This window comes from Lentilactobacillus buchneri, from assembly GCF_018314255.1.
GTDB classification, from domain to species: Bacteria; Bacillota; Bacilli; order Lactobacillales; family Lactobacillaceae; genus Lentilactobacillus; species Lentilactobacillus buchneri.
The window spans coordinates 384,655-403,375 of sequence record NZ_CP073066.1; the positions used below are offsets into that span (position 1 = coordinate 384,655).

The window sequence follows — 18,721 nt, forward strand, 5'->3', positions numbered from 1 at the left end:
TCTATTTCTCCCCAATGCTTAATTAAATATTTTTTCGATATAGTTTCCAGGTTGTGAAACAACCGTGTTATTCTCAGCGTCAACTCGCATCAATGACGTGTAGTCGCCGATCGTCCGGCCGTTTGGTGCCGTACTTTCTGCCACAACGCCGACACCGATCAGATTGGCGTCAAACTCTTCGACCATCGAAATCATGCCACCGACCGTTCCGCCGCCACGCATGTAATCATCAACGATTAAAACGTTTGAATCGGGTTTCAGACTTCGCTTGGATAGCGACATCTTTTCAATTCGGGTGGATGATCCGGACACATAGTTGACGTTGACGGTTGAGCCTTCGGTGATTTCAGTATCGTGTCTGACAATGACAAACGGCACGTTTAGAAAATCCGCAACACTCTGGGCGATTGGCACCCCTTTAGTGGCGATGGTCATAACGGCATCAACATTTTGGTTCAGGTACTGAGTCGCAAAAATTCGACCGATTTCTCTTAGAGTCGCTGGACTTCCCAGCAGGTCGGACATGTAGACATACCCACCCGGAAGATAACGGGTGTCAGAAGACATCTCCGCAATTAATTTGTTGACGACCTCTTGGGCCTCTTCTTTAAGAATATACGGCAAAAACCTGGTCCCACCAGCGGCACCAGGAATCGTTTCAAGCAGACCGGTCCCCCGGTTCTGAAATGTTCGTTTTAAAATTGTTAAGTCTTCACTAATCGAGGACTTGGCTGAATCGTAACGATCCGCAAAAAAGGTCAACGGCACAAGTGTGTGTGGCCGCTCCAATAAATAACGGGTCATATCGATCAGTCGATCACTTCTTCTTACTTTCAAAAATTCCACCTCGAGTTTATGTAATATCTATTTGATTTTATCATAAATGTTCGTCTTTCGGGGAAGATATAGCAAAATATAATCACAGTTTAAACTTAGCGGCTTTTGTTGGCAATTGAATTATAAATCAACGCCGATCCATAGATGGCCGCTTCGATGCTGGCAATAAAGAACGTGACCGGCCAATTCGTGACGTAACCCAGATAAAGGCCAAACCAAACGCCAAAGATTGCAAAGCCAATTGCCAAAAGCATCATCTGGATTACGGTGTGGGCAAAGTACTTCGAACTGGCAGCCGGTAATGTCAACAGAACAAAGATCAAAAGCGAACCGACAATCTGTGCGGCAACACTCACGCTGAATGCCAATAAGACCAGAAAAATAATTGAAATCAAAGAGCTGTGAATGTGGTTGGTTTTGGCACCAACCGCATCAAAAGAGTCATCCTTAAGATTTCTAAAAATAAAAAAGAGCACAACCAGTACTATAACAGACAGGGCCGCCATTTGAACAACCTCTTGGTGACTGATGCCGATCACACTCCCAAATAAAATGTTGGTCGCGTAACTGGAATTTTTGTTGGATAACGATAAAAACAAGATCCCCAGCCCAATGAAAAGTCCCGAAATGGCACTGATCACCGACTCTCGACGGGATTCCACCGCGCCGCTGAGTTCGCCAACCAAAATCGAACTGACTGTGGTAAACGCTAGCATGCCGTTTAATGGTGTCCAGCCAATGAAGATTCCAAAGGCTGCCCCGGCAAATCCAATCTCCGACAGCGTATGGGTCATAAAGGGCATGTTGCGGGCAACAACGAAGACACCCATAATCCCGCTGACAATCGCGATTAAAGTGCCGGCCAGGTACGCGTTACGCATAAATTCAAAACTAAACATATTCGCCCTCCTTAGAATCATTATGCAGCTCACTGATTGGCCCAGCAGTGTATCCGTTCTTAGTCAGCCACAGGAAATGATCCGGATATTCATGAATGACCTGCATGTCATGAGAGACGAAGATAATCGTCAGTCCCAAAGTTTGATTGAGCCGCTTAACCACATCAAGTAACTCCCGCTTAGTGTTGGGATCAAGGCTGGCCGTAGATTCATCCAAAATCAACAGGTCGGGATCATTAATCAGTGCCTGTGCCAGATAAGCTTTCTGCTTTTCTCCCCCGGACGCCAATCCTAATGGCCGTTTGGAAATGTGCTCAAGATTAACCTGCTTGATAACGATTTGAATTTTTTGCTTTTCTTTTCGCGACAGCCAGGGCAATTTAATACCGGTGAAATTAAGCGAGATAAAGTCTTCAATGGACAATGGATACTCGACATCAACGTTACGAAATTGTGGCACGTAGCCAATTTTTAAACCGGCTTTTAGCTTGATCCGGCCTGCTGAAGGCTTCAACTGATTCAAGATAACCCTGACCAAGGTGGTCTTGCCCACCCCATTTTCACCAATCACGCCAAGAAACTCACCCCGATGAACCGCAAAGGTTAAGTCAGAAAGCACTTGGTGATTGGGGAAACTTAATGATAAATCTTCAACCGAAATTAATGTTTCACTCAAATGGAAATCCCTCCACAACTTTGTAAAAAGTAATTATTACTATTTTAGTTTAGATTAAATTGAATTTTTGTCAATCGCTGTTGGCAAATTAAAAGGACTGCTTGAACAAAACTTAAGCTTTGTCGGCAGCCCGTTCTGATTTCTTTAAATGACCGGATGTGAATCGCATTCCGGTTGGGAAATGTAGGCTTCATTACAGAAGCCGGAAATACTATTGTAAACGCGGCGAGCGCGGGATTCAGTTCGGCAGATGCCAAAAACGGTCGGTCCGCTGCCGCTCATTTGGGAGCCGTCGGCACCATATTCAATCAACCGCGATTTGAGCGTTTTAATTTGGGGATGACCAGCAGTTGTAATCTCTTCCAATGAGTTGCCAATGTTTGCCACAATGCGGTCATAATCCTGATTTTCAATGCCTGCTAATAATTCGTCAATTGGCGGATGACTGACAGACGTTGTCGCAAGCTGTTTGAGAATTTTGGGTGTTGACACACTCACGTGGGGTTTGGCCAGGACAAACCACATTTTAGGCAGTTTGGGAAGCGGGGTCACAATTTCTCCCCGGCCGCTGACCAAGGCTGTGCGACTGTAGACACAATAAGGCACGTCAGAATCAACCTGAACGCCGATTTGGGCTAATTCTTCAAATGACAGCCCGGTCTCAAACATTTCGTTGAGTGCACGTAAAACGGCGGCAGCATCGGATGATCCCCCGCCCAGTCCGGCAGCGACCGGAATATTCTTCTCAATGGAAATCTCCAGGCCAACCTTAAAGCCAACCTTGTCAAAGAATAACCGGGCCGCCTGGTAGGCCAAATTTCGCCGGTCATTGGGCAGAAAACTGCTATCCGAAAAAATCCGAATCGCCGAGTGACTGCTCTTGGTTTCAATTTGGATATGATCACTTAACCCAATTGAGGTCATGACCATCCGCCATTCAATTGAGCCATCCGGATGGACAAAGGGGGCATCCAAGCCCAGGTTCAATTTTGCTGGTGCTCTGACTATTCGCTTCACTTGGATCGACCCCCTTCATTTATTAATAACAAAATTATACTAAATTATTAATAAAATGTCAGTTATTGGCTGATAAAAGGCAGTCGGAGCAAAAAATGGCCAAAATAAAAAGGCCTCAATGGCCCCACGCTGACTTTGACTCCCTGCAGTTAAACTGCTTGGGATGCATCAAAATCGACCTCAATATTTTTGGTCAAAATATCCGTATAGCTGTACGAAACCCGTTCAAAATTCGCGTTGCCCGGATCCAATTCGACAACAAAAACAGCCGGAAACGTTTCCCTCAAAATTCCCCGGCGCTTGGTTGTCTTTCTTCGCCCAATTTGAGAAGTTACTAGGACGTGCTGGCCGATATGATCGTCCATCTTATGCTTGATAACAGATAAAGTCACTGGCATTCTACTCACCTCACGATATTTAATTATACCATAAAAGTAATAGAAATGCAATTTTTACCACAAATCACACTATCTGGCAATAATAAAACACTAAGATTTAGATTAAATTTTTCAAAGTGTGAAAGGCATTCGCCAAGGTCACAAACTGATCAACAGTCAAATTTTCGGGCCGAACGCCCGCGTCGATATTGACACTGGCTAAAACTTCTTTAATGTTGGCCTTCACTTCCGGTGTTTTGCCAAATATCCCCTGTAAATTATTCCACAGGGTTTTTCGCTGATGCATAAAACAGCCACGGACGAAACTGATAAAAGCCTTTTGATCAAAGGGTTCAACGGCCCTTTTAACCCGCGGTGTCAATTTAACAATGGCCGAATCAACTTTGGGCTGTGGAATAAAAGCGGTTTTGGGAACAACGAATGAAATCTCGACCTGATTTAATTCCTGAACAATGACAGACAACGACCCATAGGGCTTTGTTGACGGTTCAGCGTTAAGCCGCTCAGCAACCTCTTTTTGCATCATGACAACAATCGCATCAAACTGGGTTTCGCCGGTAATCAAGTCCATGACAATTGGCGTCGTGATGTAATAAGGCAAATTTGCCACTACCTTGAGTGGCTTTTCAGTGTCAAAGACGTCATCAATGATTTTGGGCAAATTGGCCTTGAGAATATCCTGATTAATAATCTCGATATTATCGTATGGCGCCAAAGTTTCATCCAAAACCGGCAGTAGGTTGGCGTCAATTTCAAAGGCCACGACTTTATTGGCGGCCTTGGCCAACTGTTCCGTCAACCCACCGATTCCGGGACCAATTTCAATCACGTTGTCGGCTTTGGTAATCTTTGCGGCAGCAACAATATTGTCCAACACACCGAGATCGACTAAAAAATTCTGCCCCAAGCTTTTCTTGGCGGATAAGTGGTAACGATTCAGGATTGCCTGAGTTCGTGTGGGACTGGCAATCTGTGGATATTCAGTCATGAGCTTCCTCCTGATTAATCTGTTCAACAGCGGCTAAAAATTCATCGTGTTTGATGCCAAACATTCTAAGGCGATGCTGCAGCTGTTTACCGTTAACATAGCCGATTCGCAAAATTTCGCCGAGGCGCTCCCGCCGTTTTTTAGCACTGGGATTCCCCATGAGGCCGTACTTCATTAATTCAGCCTTTGAAATGAGTTCACCAGCTGATTCATCCTCAGTATAAACCTGACTCAAGGCTTCGCGGATCGATTCAACGCTGGCGTGCTCGACACCTAACGACCCATCGGATCGATTCGGAACTCCCTGCTTCTTGGTGATAAAGGCATGCTTAGCGTTGGGAACTTCCGCAGAAATGGTTTTCCGAATTTTTTCACCAGAAAAATCAGGATCCGTGAACACAATAATCCCCCGAGTTTGGGCCACCTTTTTGATCAGGTCCAAGGTCTCTTCCGGGATCGCCGAGCCGCGGGTTTCAATGGTGTCGGCATCGACTGCTCTTTGAACGCGTTTGGTATCGTCTTTGCCTTCGACAACAATGACTTCTTTAATTTTTTTCATGATTCCTCGATTCCAAATAAACGCAGCGTATTTTCATAGGTATGCGCCGCAATGACATCCGGGTTGACATCACAAATTCTTGCCAGTGCCTCTACCGTGTAAAGCGAATAAGCCGGCTCGTTTTGCTTGCCCCGCAATGGTTCGGGTGATAGGTACGGCGCATCGGTCTCAACCAGCATACTGTCAAACGGTGTTTGACGGACGGCGTCATGGACTTCATGGGTTTTCTTAAAACTGGCAACGCCACTGTATGAGACCAGCATCCCCAAGTCAAGAAACTTCTTGAGCCATTCCGGATCGCCATTAAAGCTGTGCATCACCCCGCGGATATCGGAGACATCCATTTCCTTCAAAATGGCATAGGTATCCTCAAAGGCATCCCGATTATGAACCGAAATCGGTAGATGCAGTTGTTTGGCAATATCAATTTGGCGTTTAAAGACCCGCTTTTGCACGTCTCTGGGAGAAGTTGTTTGATGGTAGTCCAAGCCAATTTCACCAACTGCAACCACCTTTTTGCTCTGGAGCTGTTCAATCAACAGCTGTTCTTGTTGTTCATGATAATGGATAGAATCTTCCGGGTGCCAACCGATGATTGAATACATGTCAGGGTATTGGGCTGCCAATTCCAATGATCGATCGTTCAGCTGTTGATTAGAACCAACGTTGGCCAACTTAACGACCCCCAAGTTCTGTGCGTGCTTGAAATATTTAGCCGCTTCAGGATAAAGGTGTTCGTCATTCAAATGGGTATGTGAATCAAAAATTTTCATTATTTGCTCCCAAACTATTTAGATAGAAATAGGGATTGTGACAAAACTCGCGTCTTGTTGCCAATCCCTAGTCTTTCACGATGTTAACTTTGCCACAAATCGGCAATTTATTCCAGTGTGACACCATTTTCCAAGTGAGATCCGACGGTTACCAACTCAACGTTGCCATCTTTATGTTCCACGGACAGTAACATTCCTTGGCTGACTTGACCGCGCATCTTTCTTGGTTTCAGGTTCGACACGATAATCACTTTTTTACCAATTAACTGCTTATAATCCGGATACCATTCAGCAATTCCCGACAAAATTTGTCGATCGCCGTCATCACCGGCATCCAAGCGGAATTGAAGCAGCTTGTCGGCGCCTTCAACCTTGTTAACGTCTTTGATTTCGGCTACTTTGAGTTCAATCTTTTCAAAGGCTTCAAAACGAACTTCTTTTTTGGTTAAATTCAAATTGGTTTCTTCAGGATTAAAATCAGCTTCGGCAGCTTCTTTCATGGCTGCACGCCCCTTAGCCTTATCTGTCTTGGTCATTTGCTGTTTGATGTAATCCACCTCATCGTCAACTTCGACTCTTGGGAAGATTGGGGTCCCCTTGGCAACGGCTTTCACACCGGCAGGAACGTCTTCAAACTTCAAATCTTCGAGGTCAATGTCTTCTGTAATCCCTAATTGAGCAAAGATTTCTTTAGGGGCGTGAGTCATAACCGGACTGATTAATTCAGCGATGACCCGAAGACCGGCTGCGAGATGAGCCATGACAGCGTCAAGCTTATCTTTGTCATCAGGATTTTTAGCCAGATTCCATGGTTCGGTCTGGTCGATGTACTTGTTGGTTTGGGAAACGAGTTTCCAAGTTTCCGCCAAGGCATCGGAGAAGTGCAAATCATTCATTAATTGCTTGTAATTGGCAATCACGGTGGCGGCAGTCTCTTCCAATTCTTTGTCAGCTTCGTTAACGCCGGCCTTGTATGCAGGTAAGATGCCGCCGTCATACTTGTTGATCATAGAAACTGTTCGGTTCAACAAGTTGCCGAGATCATTCGCCAAATCAAAGTTCAACCGGTCAATGAAGTCCTCTGGCGTAAACAGACCATCATTGGCGTAAGGCATTGCGCGGAGCAAGTAATACCGCAATGCATCCAAACCATAACGGTCAACTAAAGTTTCCGGGTAAATGACATTTCCCTTAGACTTGGACATTTTACCGTCCTTCATCAGCAGCCAGCCATGCCCATAAACCGTTTTAGGAAGCGGCAGTCCCAAGGCGTGTAAAATGATGGGCCAATAAATCGTATGGAACCGGACAATTTCCTTACCGACCATTTGCACATTGGCTGGCCAATATTTCTTAAAGTTGCTGTCATCTTTGCCGTCATAGCCAAGAGCAGTAATATAGTTGGTCAAAGCATCGATCCAAACGTAAACCACGTGCTTTGGATCCGACTTGACCGGGACACCCCAAGTAAAGGTCGTCCGCGAAACCGCTAAGTCTTCCAAACCGGGTTCGATGAAGTTTTTGATCATTTCATTCATCCGGGTTGCCGGCTGGATGAAGTTAGGATTGTCTTTGTAATATCGCAGCAGCCAATCAGCATACTTACTCATTTTGAAGAAGTATGACTGCTCGTGAACCAATTGAACTTCGTGGCCGCTGGGTGCTTTACCACCGGTTACCTTGCCGTTTTTATCGCGGTAAACCTCGGCGAGTTGACTCTCAGTAAAGTACTCTTCGTCCGATACCGAATACCAGCCGGTATATTCACCCAAATAAATGTCGCCATTGTCCAGTAGTTTCTGGAAGATATCGGCGACCGCTTTTTCATGGTAATCATCGGTTGTTCGAATGAATTTGGTGTTGGAAATTTCCAGCTTTTTCCAAAGTTGTTTGATTGATGCAGCCATCTGATCAACATAGTCCTTAGGCGACATCCCCAACTGTTCTGCTTTTTGTTCAATCTTTAATCCGTGTTCATCCGTCCCTGTCAGGAAGAAGACGTCATAGCCCATTGCCCGCTTGAAACGTGCTTCGGCATCACAGGCAATTGTTGTGTAGGAATTGCCGATATGTAACTTCCCGGATGGATAATAAATTGGTGTTGTGATATAAAATGTTGGCTTACTTTCTGCCATGAAAGTACCTCTTTTCATGCTTAATTATTCTTTAGGATATTACAATCCAGTATAGCAAATATTTTTTGGAATGGCGATGAGAATTGGATTTGGGTGAGATGGTCGTAGTCGAAGTTCAATATCGCTTTGAATCGGTGGTGATTTGCTTTTACCTAGTGATAACGTGCTCAACGGAGCAGCAACCTGCACCTAAGTATGGTCGGACAAAAATCAAAATGATTTTCATCCAACCACACTTAGGCTCCGGTTGCTATGCGCTCCGGATCGCAGTCATTTAAAACAAATCCATCTGCACCGGCGACAAGCCGCCAAATTCAATCCCCAACATCTTCTTTAACTGCAGGGCGTTGTCTGCTGCGTCCCCGCCGCTATTATTATTGAAGATGACACAAACTTCTTTGGCCTGCTTGTCCAGATCCAGGACCACTTTTCGAAAAGCTGCCAGTTCTTCTTCCGAATACCGGTACAACGTCCTTTTCCCGCGCCAATCTGCTGACTGCTCCGTCCAGCCTTTGACGTTTCGACCGTGAAGCCGCAACAACGTCAGATTCTCCGTTGTCACCAGCGGTTCGAAAGGCACGCCGGCATTGGTGGTATGCGGTTCGTCAACCGCCACCAACGTCATTCCCAGTTCGCTGAGATAGCCGGCGACGTCATCGGTAATCTCGTCACCATACCAAGTTGAGTTGCGAAACTCCACTGCAACAGGATATCCGGCCATCAACTGGCTAATTCGACGCAGGTACTGAATCGTCGCAATCTTTCTGGCAAAGTATGGCGGAAACTGAAACAGGATCGCCTTGAGCTGACCGGTGTCCATTAATGGGGCAACCGCCCGCTTGTATTCGTTGAAAGCCACAAACCGCTGCTCATTATCAACCGGGTCGGCGCTGCCCTGATCGTGCATGGTCATCACCCGGTTGGCCTTCAAAATAAATTGAAAGTTATCCGGTACCTGTTTTTGCCAGTTGGTGATCACTTCAACTTTGGGAATCGCATAAAACGGCGTGTCCAGTTCGACGACCGGAAAATACCCACTGTATTCAGTTAAGCGGACTTTACGTTTAGCACCGTCGATCAGTGAAGGATGCTCGGAAAACGTCATTAACCCAATGGTAATCAATCAGCCCACCTCCCGGCTGTTTAGACATTCACCGTCAAATCTTTGAAGAAGTCAACGGCATTTTCTTTGACCATCGTAAACGGAAAACCAAATTGAAGCGGCTCTTCATTAACCGCCAGAACTTTGGCATTTTGAGAACGATAATCAATCAAGCCGGCAAACGGGTAGACCCGCATTGATGTGCCGACAATCACGATCAGATCAGCTTGGGACACTGCCTCAACACTCTTGGAAATGGCAACTGGATCAAGCCCTTCACCATATAACACAATGTCTGGTCGTAAAATGCCGCCACAGTTTTCGTGATACATACTCTTTAAATAATCCTTGTAATTGACTGTCTTGTGGCACTTCTGACAATACACTTTGTACAGATTGCCGTGAAACTCGACTAAATTCTGCGTGTTGGCCTTGCGGTATAGGCTGTCAATATTTTGGGTCACCACAACGGCATTGCGTTTCTGGGTAAACTCAGCCTGGCGCTCATGAATCACGTTTGGCTTGGCATCCGGGTAATACATATTTGATTTTTCGTACTCCCAGAAAACTTTGGGTTCATCACGAAGACAATCGGTACTTAAATAATACTCAGCGGGTTTATCAGATTTGTCATTGGTGTACAGCCCGTTCTTTGATCGATAGTCAGGAATCCCTGATGCCGTGGAGACACCGGCACCAGTCAAAAAGACAATTCTTTTTGCGTTATCAAATTCAGCTTGCAGCTTAGAATCAATCATCGTATTCCTCCTTCAAAAGTTCATTACTTGCGAACGATATAAGGCATTTTAAGATCGTCGAACAACTGCTTGACGCTTTTATCATAGACCCCTTTGAAAAATTCCGGATCGTCCTGGTTGCCCTTGGGGTTGGCCAGCACAAATGAGTTCTGATCATCTACCCGGTTAAAGCCGACGTAACCCTTGGTGTTGCTGGTAACCTCGGTCAAGTCGGAATGATAAATTTCAAATAGCTGTTTAACTTTCAATCCCAGTTGCCGTTCAGACAAAACACTGGTAAGGGTGGTGAACTCCGTGTTGTGCAGAGCCGGCAGTTCCCAGTCCTTTAACTGTTCATCAAAGGCTTTAAAGAGCTTGACGACGTTGCGCCGCAATCCAAATGGTGAATCGGTCGGCTTATCGGTGATCACTTGATACAACTTTTGGGCAGCCTCAAAGGAAACCGGGAAATCCTGTTTGAATTTGTCAGCCACCTTGTCAATTCCCTCGCCGTAAAAGACCAGCGCATCCAATAACGTGGTTAACCGTAACATCATCTGATCGTCCAGTGGATCCGGTTCAGGTTTGATGGTCGCATATACGCCTTTGAGATACATCTCTTCGATGTCGTCATTGATCAAATTGTGCTTTCGCTGCTCGGACACAACCACAAAATGAGAGACAATGTCGTAGAGTTCCGTTCCCATCATTTTTAATTGTTCATCCAGGGTATCATCGCCAGTGGTCAGTGAATAAAAGACCTGCGGAAAGCCGCGGAGGACCATCAATAGGTGCAGCAGTTCATGTGAAGCCGTGTAGTCGGGAGCACTTAAGTCTGCGATTTGGACGATGATATTTTTTCCGTCCTGAACCGTTTGGGCCTGATCGTGACGTACATATCCTGATTGCAGCTTGCCGATAAAAGTCACCGTTACCGTCCCGGGAAAGAAGTTATTAACGGCGTCAATTAAGCCGTGAACGTCTTTGTTTAACTCGATATCAATATTGTTATCCATCATGTTCTCCTATCTGCGAAGTGTTTTTAAAATTTCTTTAACTGTTTGTGAACTGGGATGATCCATCCCCTGAAGCTTTCGAACAACAACTGGCAACTCCTGCATTGTGGTTCCATTTGAAAGCGCTAAGGACCTTAATTGAAGATTCATATGGCCCTTTTGAATACCATCGGTCACCAAAGCTTTTAGGGCAGCCAAGTTTTGAGCCAACCCCAGTGCGGCGACCACCTGCATTTCCTCACGGGAATTGCCGATCTGAGCGATCTGCTTGTTAATGCCGGCCAACGGCAAAACCTTGCTGGCACCGCCGACAAATCCGATTGGGACTGGCAGCGACATGCGTCCCACCAGTTGATCTTCGTCAATCTCCCATGTACTCAAGCCTTGATACGACCCACTTCGAGCCGCAAACGCATGAGCTGCGCTTTCAACTGCCCGCCAATCATTACCAAAGGCCATCACGGCGGCGTCAACACCATTCATAATTCCTTTGTTATGCGTCGTCGCCCGCCGAATATCCAACTGGGCGACCTGACTGGCATCGGCAATTTTTTGGGCCACCTGAGGGCCAGATAACGACTTGGTTCCTAGTTTGGCCATCGCCACCTTACCGGAAACTTCAACGATCGCTTGATCAACGAAATTCGTTAAGATTGCCATCGTGGTTTCAACCGTCAACTGCTCAGAAAGCCAATTCGACACAGCTTCCAACATCGTATTGATGATGTTGGCGCCCATTGCCTCACCGGTATCAACCAGTAGGTCGACCGACAGGAACTGCTTAGAGAGAATCCGGACATCTAGGCCTTTGGCACCTCCACCATACTTTAAAACGCTTGGATGACTCTGGTCTGCAATTTGAATCAGCTGCTGCTGATAATCATGAACAAACTTTGTCACCTGATGAGGATCTGCGTCTTTGACGATGATCTGGCCGCTCACCAGGTTATCAGGAACACTGCAATGAATGCCTGCTCCTGCCGATAACAGTTTGGCACCATTGCTGGCAGCCGCAATCACTGACGGTTCTTCAGTCACCATTGGTACCAAATGTTCGTGGCCGTTGACAACCAGGCCAACTGCGATTCCCTCAGGGAGTGGATAATCCGTCAGATTGTTTTCAATTAATTCTCCGGACCTTGGGTTCAAGGACCGTCCAAGCAAATCGAGTTGAGCCTTTGATAAATTGGCAGCTTCAGCGATCAGCGAAAGACGCTGCTCGTAAGACTTTTTATAGAAATGATCCCGTTTATTTTCCATGATATCACCATCATCTGTTAGAGGCACAAAAAGCTGGTACAATTGCCAGCTTTACTCGATGCCGTATTCTTTTTGAATGTACTCGGTAATGATGCCTTCTCTGACACCACTTTCTGAAAATAAGACTTTTTTGGCATCAATTTTGTCCATTAAAACAATCAACGGCAACAGGCCGCCGACAATAATGTCGGCCCGGTCGTGCTCAAGCCCCTGAATTTTCCGGCGCCGATTGACGTTGCCCTTCAATAAATTCAGATAGGTTCGATTAACTTGTTCAGCAGTTAAATGATAACCGTGAATTGCATCAATTCGAACCATATTTTGGCGACGGCGATTGATTCTCGCCAAGGTCCGATTGGCACCGCCCAAGAGAACTAACGGCTGATGGGCCGCACGATTCAACCAATCAATTCTTGAATAAATCTTCCTGATATTAAATTGGGCGTTAAATAAATTCGCACCGGTAATATTATCATTTAAATGATATCTTTCAGTGATATTCACTGCACCAATTGGAATGCTGGTGAGATTTGAGCTTTTGCCCTCATTGACCCGAATGAGTTCACAACTGGCGCCGCCAATGTCTAGGATCAGACAATTCCTGATTCCTAATCGATTAATCACGCCCAGATAATCGTAATAGGCCTCTTGATTGCCCGAAAGGACCTGAAGCGAAATACCAATGCGCTCAGAAACGGCCTTTAAAAACTTCGCCTGGTTTTTGGCTTGGCGAACGGCGGCCGTGGCAATTCCAATGACCCGTTTGGCTTCATATTGAGAATAGATTTGTTTAAAATCTAACAGTGACTTAATCGTCCGTTCCATGGCTGCCGGCTGGAGGATCTTGCCCCTGCCCATGCCTTCGGAAAGGCGACTGTCACTTTTGATGCGTTTGATTTCACGATAACTGCCATCATCAGAAATTTGATTGATTGCCATTCTGACCGAATTTGAGCCAATATCCAAAATTACAAGGTTTTCCATCCCTGCCACCCTTTCTGGACATATTAGTCAAAATAGTTAATGCCAATGGCATCGCGAACTTCTTTAAGGGTTTGATTGGCAACCTCGTTAGCGTGTTCACTGCCCTTTTTGAGAATTTGATAGACACCCTGCTCATCTTCAGCGTAACGCTGACGGCGCTCACGAATTGGTTTGAGTTCGGCTTGCAAGACATCGTTTAAGTAACGTTTAATTTTAACATCCCCAAGGCCACCATGGCTGTATTGATCTTTTAGTTCCTGAACTTTTCGTTTGTCAGGATCGAAAATATCCAAGTAGGTGAAGACCGTGTTGCCCTCGACTTGGCCGGGATCTTCAACGTGAATGTGATTTGGATCGGTGTACATGGACATGACCTTTTTTTGGATGGTGTCTTCATCGTCGGCCAAATAAATCGCGTTGCCCAAAGATTTGCTCATTTTGGCATTCCCGTCCAAGCCGGGAATTCGGCCCATTCCCTTTGGTGGGAAATAACCCTCTGGCTCGACTAAAATGTCATCATTATAAACGGAGTTGAAAGTTCTGACGATTTCACGGGTTTGCTCCAACATTGGTTCTTGATCGTCACCGACCGGAACAGTTGTGGCCTTAAAAGCGGTAATATCAGCGGCTTGGCTGATTGGATACATGGCAAAGCCAACCGGCACACTTTGGCCGAACTTCTTTTGTTTAATTTCATTCTTAACGGTTGGGTTCCGATTCAGGCGGGAAACGGTCACCAAATTAGAATAATGCTGCGTCAATTCCGGTAAAGCCGGAATCTGGGATTGAACCAGGATAGTTGATTTTTGGGGGTCAATTCCAACGGCCAAATAATCCAATGCCACTTGAATCAAACTGTGGCGGATCTTTTCAGGATCACGGGCATTGTCTGTTAATGCCTGCATATCGGCGATCATAATAAATGTTTCGTAGTCCCCAGAGTTTTGGAGCTCAACTCGGTTCTTTAATGAGCCCACATAATGACCAATATGTAGTTTGCCTGTGGGTCTGTCACCTGTCAAAATAATTTTCTTCGTCATTGTAACCATCCTTTCAAAAAACGCCCTATTGCTTTAACAATAGGACGCTTATACGTGGTACCACCTAAATTGTAACTTATATCAAGTTACCTCTCGAGACGATATGGGCGTCACCCTTTACATACTCCAATTCGTTTCGTCGTGGCCGTTTTCAGCAAGTCGACCTCTCTGTTGCTGACGATTCTACTCAGTTTTTAATAACAATCTAATTTTACTGATAAACCGCTAAAAAGTAAACCCCGTTTGCGGGTAAAATACGGGAAGTTTTGGCTTAGTATCCTGCAGATAAATCAACCTTGTTCACAGCAACTTTGCCGGTTTGGATGAAGCTGGTCAGGTTTTGATACAAAATGCCAAATGCCTCATCACCATATTCTTGAAAGCCACCGGAAATATGTGGCGTTAAAATGACGTTATCCATCCCCCAGAGTGGTGAATCACTCGGTAACGGCTCTGATTCAAAAACGTCCAGCCCGGCACCAGCCAGTTGGTGTTGGTTCAGTGCTGCAATCAACGCCTCGGTGTCCACCGATGGACCCCGACCGACGTTAATAAAGATTGGCTGGTTGCGCATTTGATCAAAGAACGCCTGGTCGAAGAAATGATGAGTTGCCGGGGTTAATGGCATGATATTGATCACAAAATCTGCCTTGGCAGCTTGCACTACTCCTTGATCGTCTCCAACCACTTGGTCAAAATGAGCCGTGGGTTTGCCATGCCGGCTGACGCCAACCGTTTTGGTACCGAAAGCTTGGAGCTTTTCGGCGATTGCCCGACCAATATGGCCCGTTCCAAAAATCACCGCGGTTCGATTTTTGATTGTGTAGTTCTGCATTCGAACTTGGTCACCGAGCCACTTTTGATCACGGCGGGCCGCTTGAGTGGTGACGATGCCCCTGGCAAATGCCAAAACGTAGGCGATCACCATTTCACTGATGGGTTCGGCGTGGATGCCGCTGACGTTGGCCAAGGTAATTTCTTTATCCGCGAAGTCGTTCAATGGCATGTAGTCGACCCCGGCAGAATTTGACTGCACAAATTTCAGCTTCGGCGATTCACCCAGCACGGTGCGGGCTTGCTGATTCCAACCATAGATTGCATCGACACTTTTGACATTGCTGGTATTCAAATCAGCCGGTTCGATGACCTGCACATCGCCAAGCGCTGTGAGTTTGGCCTGCTGTTCGGCCGTTAAATTGAATAAATCCAGAATCTTCATGGTCCCATCCCTTTCATTCGTCTTGATCTCAATAAAAAGTATACGCTTGAAATTGGTTCAAACAAAGCAAAATCCCCACCCCACATTGAAGGGCAACACAATTGACAACGGGGTTAATACCAACTAAAATTGTCGAAGCATTCTTAATTCACAGTCGAGTCGAATCCGAATGGAGGAACCCTTTTGGAAAATAATGAAAAGCAAATCGAACAGTCACGTGTGGACAAAGTGGTGACCAAAATTGACCAGAAAATCATCAGCACGGATGACGAACTTAACCGTGCCCACGCAGAAACCAAAAAGGTTCAGCAGACTTATTCCGACAATACCTCGGTTAACTATTTTGAGGTGGATGATCGAATTGAAACCAGTGCCGAACTCCAGCAGCAGCGGGGTTTGGTTTCTCGTTTAACCGAAAATGAAAGCATCTTAAAAAATCAGCTTTCAACTTTGAAAGATCTCAAAAAATCCCCGTACTTTGGCCGGATCGATATCCAAGACGAGGACGAGGACGAAACCGAAAAATTGTATATCGGCATTGCTTCATTTGAAAATGAAGACGGTGAGTTTCTGGTGTACGACTGGCGGGCACCTATCTCCAGTGTTTACTACAACGGCACCCTGGGTGAAGTCGCTTATGATACCCCAATGGGCCGACAGCAAACCAATTTAAAAAAGAAGCGTCAGTTCCAAATTGTCGACGGTCAAATCCGCAACATGTTTGACACCAACGAAACGGTTGGCGATGAAATGCTTCAAAGTGCTTTGGGTGAACAAAACGACGAATACATGCAAAATATCGTCGCCACCATTCAGCACGAACAAAACGATATTATTAGAGATACCACCAGTAATCTGCTGGTGGTTCAAGGGGTTGCCGGATCGGGGAAAACCTCCGCCATTTTACAGCGAATTGCCTTTTTGCTGTATCATAGCCGCGATACGCTTGAAGCCGACCAAATTATTTTGTTCTCTCCAAATAAATTATTCAGCCACTATATTTCCGAAGTGCTCCCCAGCTTGGGTGAACGCAATATGCGCCAAGTCACCTTTGATGAATTTATTGATAACCGACTAAAGGGCCTCAACGTTCAAAGTTTATTTGAACGATACGAAACTGATGGTAACTTGACCGAACAGCAGCGATTGGTTCGCGGCTTCAAAGAATCTGCCAAATTTATGGACGAACTCCAGGAATACTGTGATAATCTCCAGCCAGCCCAAATCTTCTTCAGTGACATCATTTTTAACGAATCAACCTTCTTTAGCAAACAGGAAATTCAAGACATTTTCGACAGTTTTCCCAAAGCAGCCAAAGTTTATGATCGCTTCTTACACACCAAGAATGAATTGATCAAGCGACTCAAACGCCGGATCGACGACGAAACCAAGGCTGATTGGGTCAACGACGAAATCGATCAAATGAGTAATGAGAAGTACCACGATCTCTTGGCCGGCAAAGAGCTGGGTGAGTTCCAAAATGAAGATGCCGAGCGCTTCTTCATTGCCCGAAAAATTGTCAGTGCCCGCCTGCGGGTGGTCTACGATGCGATCTTTAACGACAACTTCTTCGATGCCTACCTGCAGTACGCCGACTTCTTGAAAAAAGTCGATCTGCCGCAAAACATTGAAACGCCGCAGTGGCTGCAGTCCGTTGACGAGTTTAATCATTCAATTGAATTTCATGCCATCAAATTGGACGATTGTGCGCCGTTGCTTTACATGCGCGACTATATGTCTAACAGCGGACAGAACAACACTATGAAATACCTGTTTGTCGATGAAATGCAGGATTATTCAGTGGCTCAACTCAAATACCTGCGCTACGCCTTTCCAAAGACAAAGTGGACACTATTGGGCGACAGTGAGCAGGCCCTGTTCAAAGACGTTGAACAGCCAAAAGAAATTCTTGATAAATTAAACGCCGCTTTCCATGTGCGCCGGTCCCGACTAATCAGTTTGATGCGGTCGTATCGCTCAACGCTGCCGATTACCAACTTTGCCAAATCCATTTTGCCTAACGGAGATGACATTGAGGCCTTCACCCGCCCCGGCGACATTCCGGAATTGGTTTTGACATCCGACTTCAATGACGGCATCAAGCAGCTTGAAAAAGTAATCGCTGACCAACGCAAGCAATACGCCACCGTTGCTGTTTTAACCAAAAACATGACCGAGGCCCAGCAGGTCTATGAACGACTGCATGCCTTAGGAGATGTTACGTTATTGCAGGATGCGGACAGAACACTTCCAAAGGGCATTTTGGTGCTGCCAATCTATTTGGCAAAGGGCTTGGAATTTGATTCCGTGATCGCTTGGGATACCTCTGAGAAGAACTATTCCGATGAAAGTTTGCTTGGAACCCTCTACACGATTATCACCCGGGCTATGCACCACTTAACCTTGATCAGTCTGGGCGACGTAACCCCGCTGATTTCCGATGAGAGTTTAACTGATCGCAAGATTAAAATCGAAAAAAAGATTCGGAAGTAATTGGTGTGAAAACATCTGATTATAAGCAAACCCGGAGCTGTGGTCATTGATCACGCTCCGGGTTTTTTAGTTTCACTTAGATTGTATGGGGATAGACACTGTTCACTTTTATCTCGCAAAAACGTGCCCCTTGAGCCAGCTTTCTCTTGATTACACTAATGCTCAGAAGCTAAACGGCTCAATCGCACTCTAGATCAAATACTGCACATCACTCGCCAGAGTTGGATAAGCGAGAATTTCCCGGTTGAAGTCGCCGATTTTCATGTGCTGATCAATCATCATCGTCAAAATATTGATCAAATAATCAGCGTGATTACTCAACACGGTGGCCCCAACGACAGTTTCCGTATCGCGATTGATGACCACTTTGGCCTTGGCGAGTGGCTCATTGAGTCGATGATAACTGTACCACTTGGTCATGTCATTGGTAATCAGCATATAGCGACTATCATCCGTCGCGATATTCGATGGCAGTCCCACTTGACCGAGTGAGGGTTGGCCAAAGACAATTGTGGGAATAGATTTGAATTGAATCGGATCCGTTGACCCGTTAAAGTAGCCGGCCAAGTAGCCAGCTTCAAAACCGGC

General features: G+C 45.8%; 18 protein-coding genes. 1 reads left to right on the plus strand and 17 read right to left on the minus strand.

Annotated features, from left to right (window positions below; translation table 11 throughout):
- Positions 1-18 precede the first annotated feature (18 nt).
- The 16 genes from purR to KE627_RS02095 all read right to left on the minus strand — a co-directional run bounded on the left by purR (position 19) and on the right by KE627_RS02095 (position 15,640).
- Positions 19-837, minus strand: coding sequence for a pur operon repressor (gene purR, locus KE627_RS02020; protein ID WP_013728375.1), 819 nt, complete (start codon positions 835-837; stop codon positions 19-21).
- A gap of 95 nt (positions 838-932) precedes the next feature.
- On the minus strand, positions 933-1,736 hold the full coding sequence (locus tag KE627_RS02025; RefSeq protein ID WP_056938775.1) for a metal ABC transporter permease: 804 nt from the start codon (positions 1,734-1,736) through the stop codon (positions 933-935).
- Positions 1,729-2,412 (minus strand): metal ABC transporter ATP-binding protein, encoded by a 684-nt coding sequence (locus KE627_RS02030; protein WP_013728377.1) that lies wholly within the window; start codon positions 2,410-2,412, stop codon positions 1,729-1,731. The genes KE627_RS02025 and KE627_RS02030 overlap by 8 nt, the downstream gene beginning before the upstream one ends.
- Positions 2,413-2,556: 144 nt before the next feature.
- Entirely contained in the window at positions 2,557-3,429 is an 873-nt protein-coding gene (ispE, locus tag KE627_RS02035; RefSeq protein ID WP_056938774.1) for a 4-(cytidine 5'-diphospho)-2-C-methyl-D-erythritol kinase, read from the minus strand.
- A gap of 149 nt (positions 3,430-3,578) precedes the next feature.
- Entirely contained in the window at positions 3,579-3,827 is a 249-nt protein-coding gene (locus tag KE627_RS02040; RefSeq protein WP_013728379.1) for a Veg family protein, read from the minus strand.
- Between the two features lie 97 nt (positions 3,828-3,924).
- Positions 3,925-4,815: a 16S rRNA (adenine(1518)-N(6)/adenine(1519)-N(6))-dimethyltransferase RsmA gene (rsmA, locus tag KE627_RS02045; RefSeq protein ID WP_014940256.1), complete on the minus strand. Its 891-nt coding sequence runs from the start codon at positions 4,813-4,815 to the stop codon at positions 3,925-3,927.
- Positions 4,808-5,374 (minus strand): ribonuclease M5, encoded by a 567-nt coding sequence (rnmV, locus tag KE627_RS02050; protein WP_013728381.1) that lies wholly within the window; start codon positions 5,372-5,374, stop codon positions 4,808-4,810. The genes rsmA and rnmV overlap by 8 nt, the downstream gene beginning before the upstream one ends.
- Positions 5,371-6,147, minus strand: coding sequence for a TatD family hydrolase (locus tag KE627_RS02055; protein ID WP_013728382.1), 777 nt, complete (start codon positions 6,145-6,147; stop codon positions 5,371-5,373). The genes rnmV and KE627_RS02055 overlap by 4 nt, the downstream gene beginning before the upstream one ends.
- A 107-nt stretch (positions 6,148-6,254) precedes the next feature.
- Positions 6,255-8,282 (minus strand): methionine--tRNA ligase, encoded by a 2,028-nt coding sequence (gene metG, locus KE627_RS02060; protein ID WP_013728383.1) that lies wholly within the window; start codon positions 8,280-8,282, stop codon positions 6,255-6,257.
- A 274-nt stretch (positions 8,283-8,556) separates the two neighbouring features.
- Entirely contained in the window at positions 8,557-9,405 is an 849-nt protein-coding gene (locus tag KE627_RS02065; RefSeq protein ID WP_056938773.1) for a DUF72 domain-containing protein, read from the minus strand.
- A 20-nt stretch (positions 9,406-9,425) separates the two neighbouring features.
- Positions 9,426-10,142, minus strand: coding sequence for an NAD-dependent protein deacylase (locus tag KE627_RS02070; protein WP_013728385.1), 717 nt, complete (start codon positions 10,140-10,142; stop codon positions 9,426-9,428).
- Positions 10,143-10,165: 23 nt separating this feature from the next.
- Entirely contained in the window at positions 10,166-11,137 is a 972-nt protein-coding gene (locus KE627_RS02075; RefSeq protein ID WP_013728386.1) for a hypothetical protein, read from the minus strand.
- A gap of 9 nt (positions 11,138-11,146) precedes the next feature.
- Positions 11,147-12,397 carry a hydroxymethylglutaryl-CoA reductase, degradative gene (locus tag KE627_RS02080; RefSeq protein ID WP_041805707.1) on the minus strand — a complete coding sequence of 417 codons (1,251 nt, stop codon included), beginning with the start codon at positions 12,395-12,397 and terminating at the stop codon, positions 11,147-11,149.
- Between the two features lie 51 nt (positions 12,398-12,448).
- Positions 12,449-13,381, minus strand: coding sequence for a Ppx/GppA phosphatase family protein (locus KE627_RS02085; RefSeq protein WP_013728388.1), 933 nt, complete (start codon positions 13,379-13,381; stop codon positions 12,449-12,451).
- A gap of 23 nt (positions 13,382-13,404) precedes the next feature.
- Positions 13,405-14,421 (minus strand): tryptophan--tRNA ligase, encoded by a 1,017-nt coding sequence (gene trpS, locus KE627_RS02090; protein ID WP_013728389.1) that lies wholly within the window; start codon positions 14,419-14,421, stop codon positions 13,405-13,407.
- A gap of 271 nt (positions 14,422-14,692) precedes the next feature.
- Complete coding sequence (locus KE627_RS02095; protein WP_013728390.1) at positions 14,693-15,640, minus strand: phosphoglycerate dehydrogenase; 948 nt, start codon at positions 15,638-15,640, stop codon at positions 14,693-14,695.
- A 183-nt stretch (positions 15,641-15,823) separates the two neighbouring features.
- Here KE627_RS02095 and helD point away from each other — a divergent pair, with 183 nt between their 5' ends.
- Positions 15,824-18,133 (plus strand): RNA polymerase recycling motor HelD, encoded by a 2,310-nt coding sequence (helD, locus tag KE627_RS02100; RefSeq protein WP_136861145.1) that lies wholly within the window; start codon positions 15,824-15,826, stop codon positions 18,131-18,133.
- Between the two features lie 189 nt (positions 18,134-18,322).
- Here helD and KE627_RS12245 read toward each other — a convergent pair whose 3' ends face one another.
- Positions 18,323-18,700 (minus strand): hypothetical protein, encoded by a 378-nt coding sequence (locus KE627_RS12245; RefSeq protein WP_225427164.1) that lies wholly within the window; start codon positions 18,698-18,700, stop codon positions 18,323-18,325.
- Positions 18,701-18,721 lie beyond the last annotated feature (21 nt).

What these genes read in the sequence shown, in the direction of transcription:
- KE627_RS02025 (WP_056938775.1), bottom strand. Translation starts at nt 1,736, where the DNA reads ATGTTTAGTTTTGAATTTATGCGTAACGCGTACCTGGCCGGCACTTTA.
- KE627_RS02040 (WP_013728379.1), bottom strand. Translation starts at nt 3,827, where the DNA reads ATGCCAGTGACTTTATCTGTTATCAAGCATAAGATGGACGATCATATC.
- rsmA (WP_014940256.1), bottom strand. Translation starts at nt 4,815, where the DNA reads ATGACTGAATATCCACAGATTGCCAGTCCCACACGAACTCAGGCAATC.
- rnmV (WP_013728381.1), bottom strand. Translation starts at nt 5,374, where the DNA reads ATGAAAAAAATTAAAGAAGTCATTGTTGTCGAAGGCAAAGACGATACC.
- KE627_RS02055 (WP_013728382.1), bottom strand. Translation starts at nt 6,147, where the DNA reads ATGAAAATTTTTGATTCACATACCCATTTGAATGACGAACACCTTTAT.
- metG (WP_013728383.1), bottom strand. Translation starts at nt 8,282, where the DNA reads ATGGCAGAAAGTAAGCCAACATTTTATATCACAACACCAATTTATTAT.
- KE627_RS02070 (WP_013728385.1), bottom strand. Translation starts at nt 10,142, where the DNA reads ATGATTGATTCTAAGCTGCAAGCTGAATTTGATAACGCAAAAAGAATT.
- KE627_RS02075 (WP_013728386.1), bottom strand. Translation starts at nt 11,137, where the DNA reads ATGGATAACAATATTGATATCGAGTTAAACAAAGACGTTCACGGCTTA.
- KE627_RS02080 (WP_041805707.1), bottom strand. Translation starts at nt 12,397, where the DNA reads ATGGAAAATAAACGGGATCATTTCTATAAAAAGTCTTACGAGCAGCGT.
- KE627_RS02085 (WP_013728388.1), bottom strand. Translation starts at nt 13,381, where the DNA reads ATGGAAAACCTTGTAATTTTGGATATTGGCTCAAATTCGGTCAGAATG.
- trpS (WP_013728389.1), bottom strand. Translation starts at nt 14,421, where the DNA reads ATGACGAAGAAAATTATTTTGACAGGTGACAGACCCACAGGCAAACTA.
- KE627_RS02095 (WP_013728390.1), bottom strand. Translation starts at nt 15,640, where the DNA reads ATGAAGATTCTGGATTTATTCAATTTAACGGCCGAACAGCAGGCCAAA.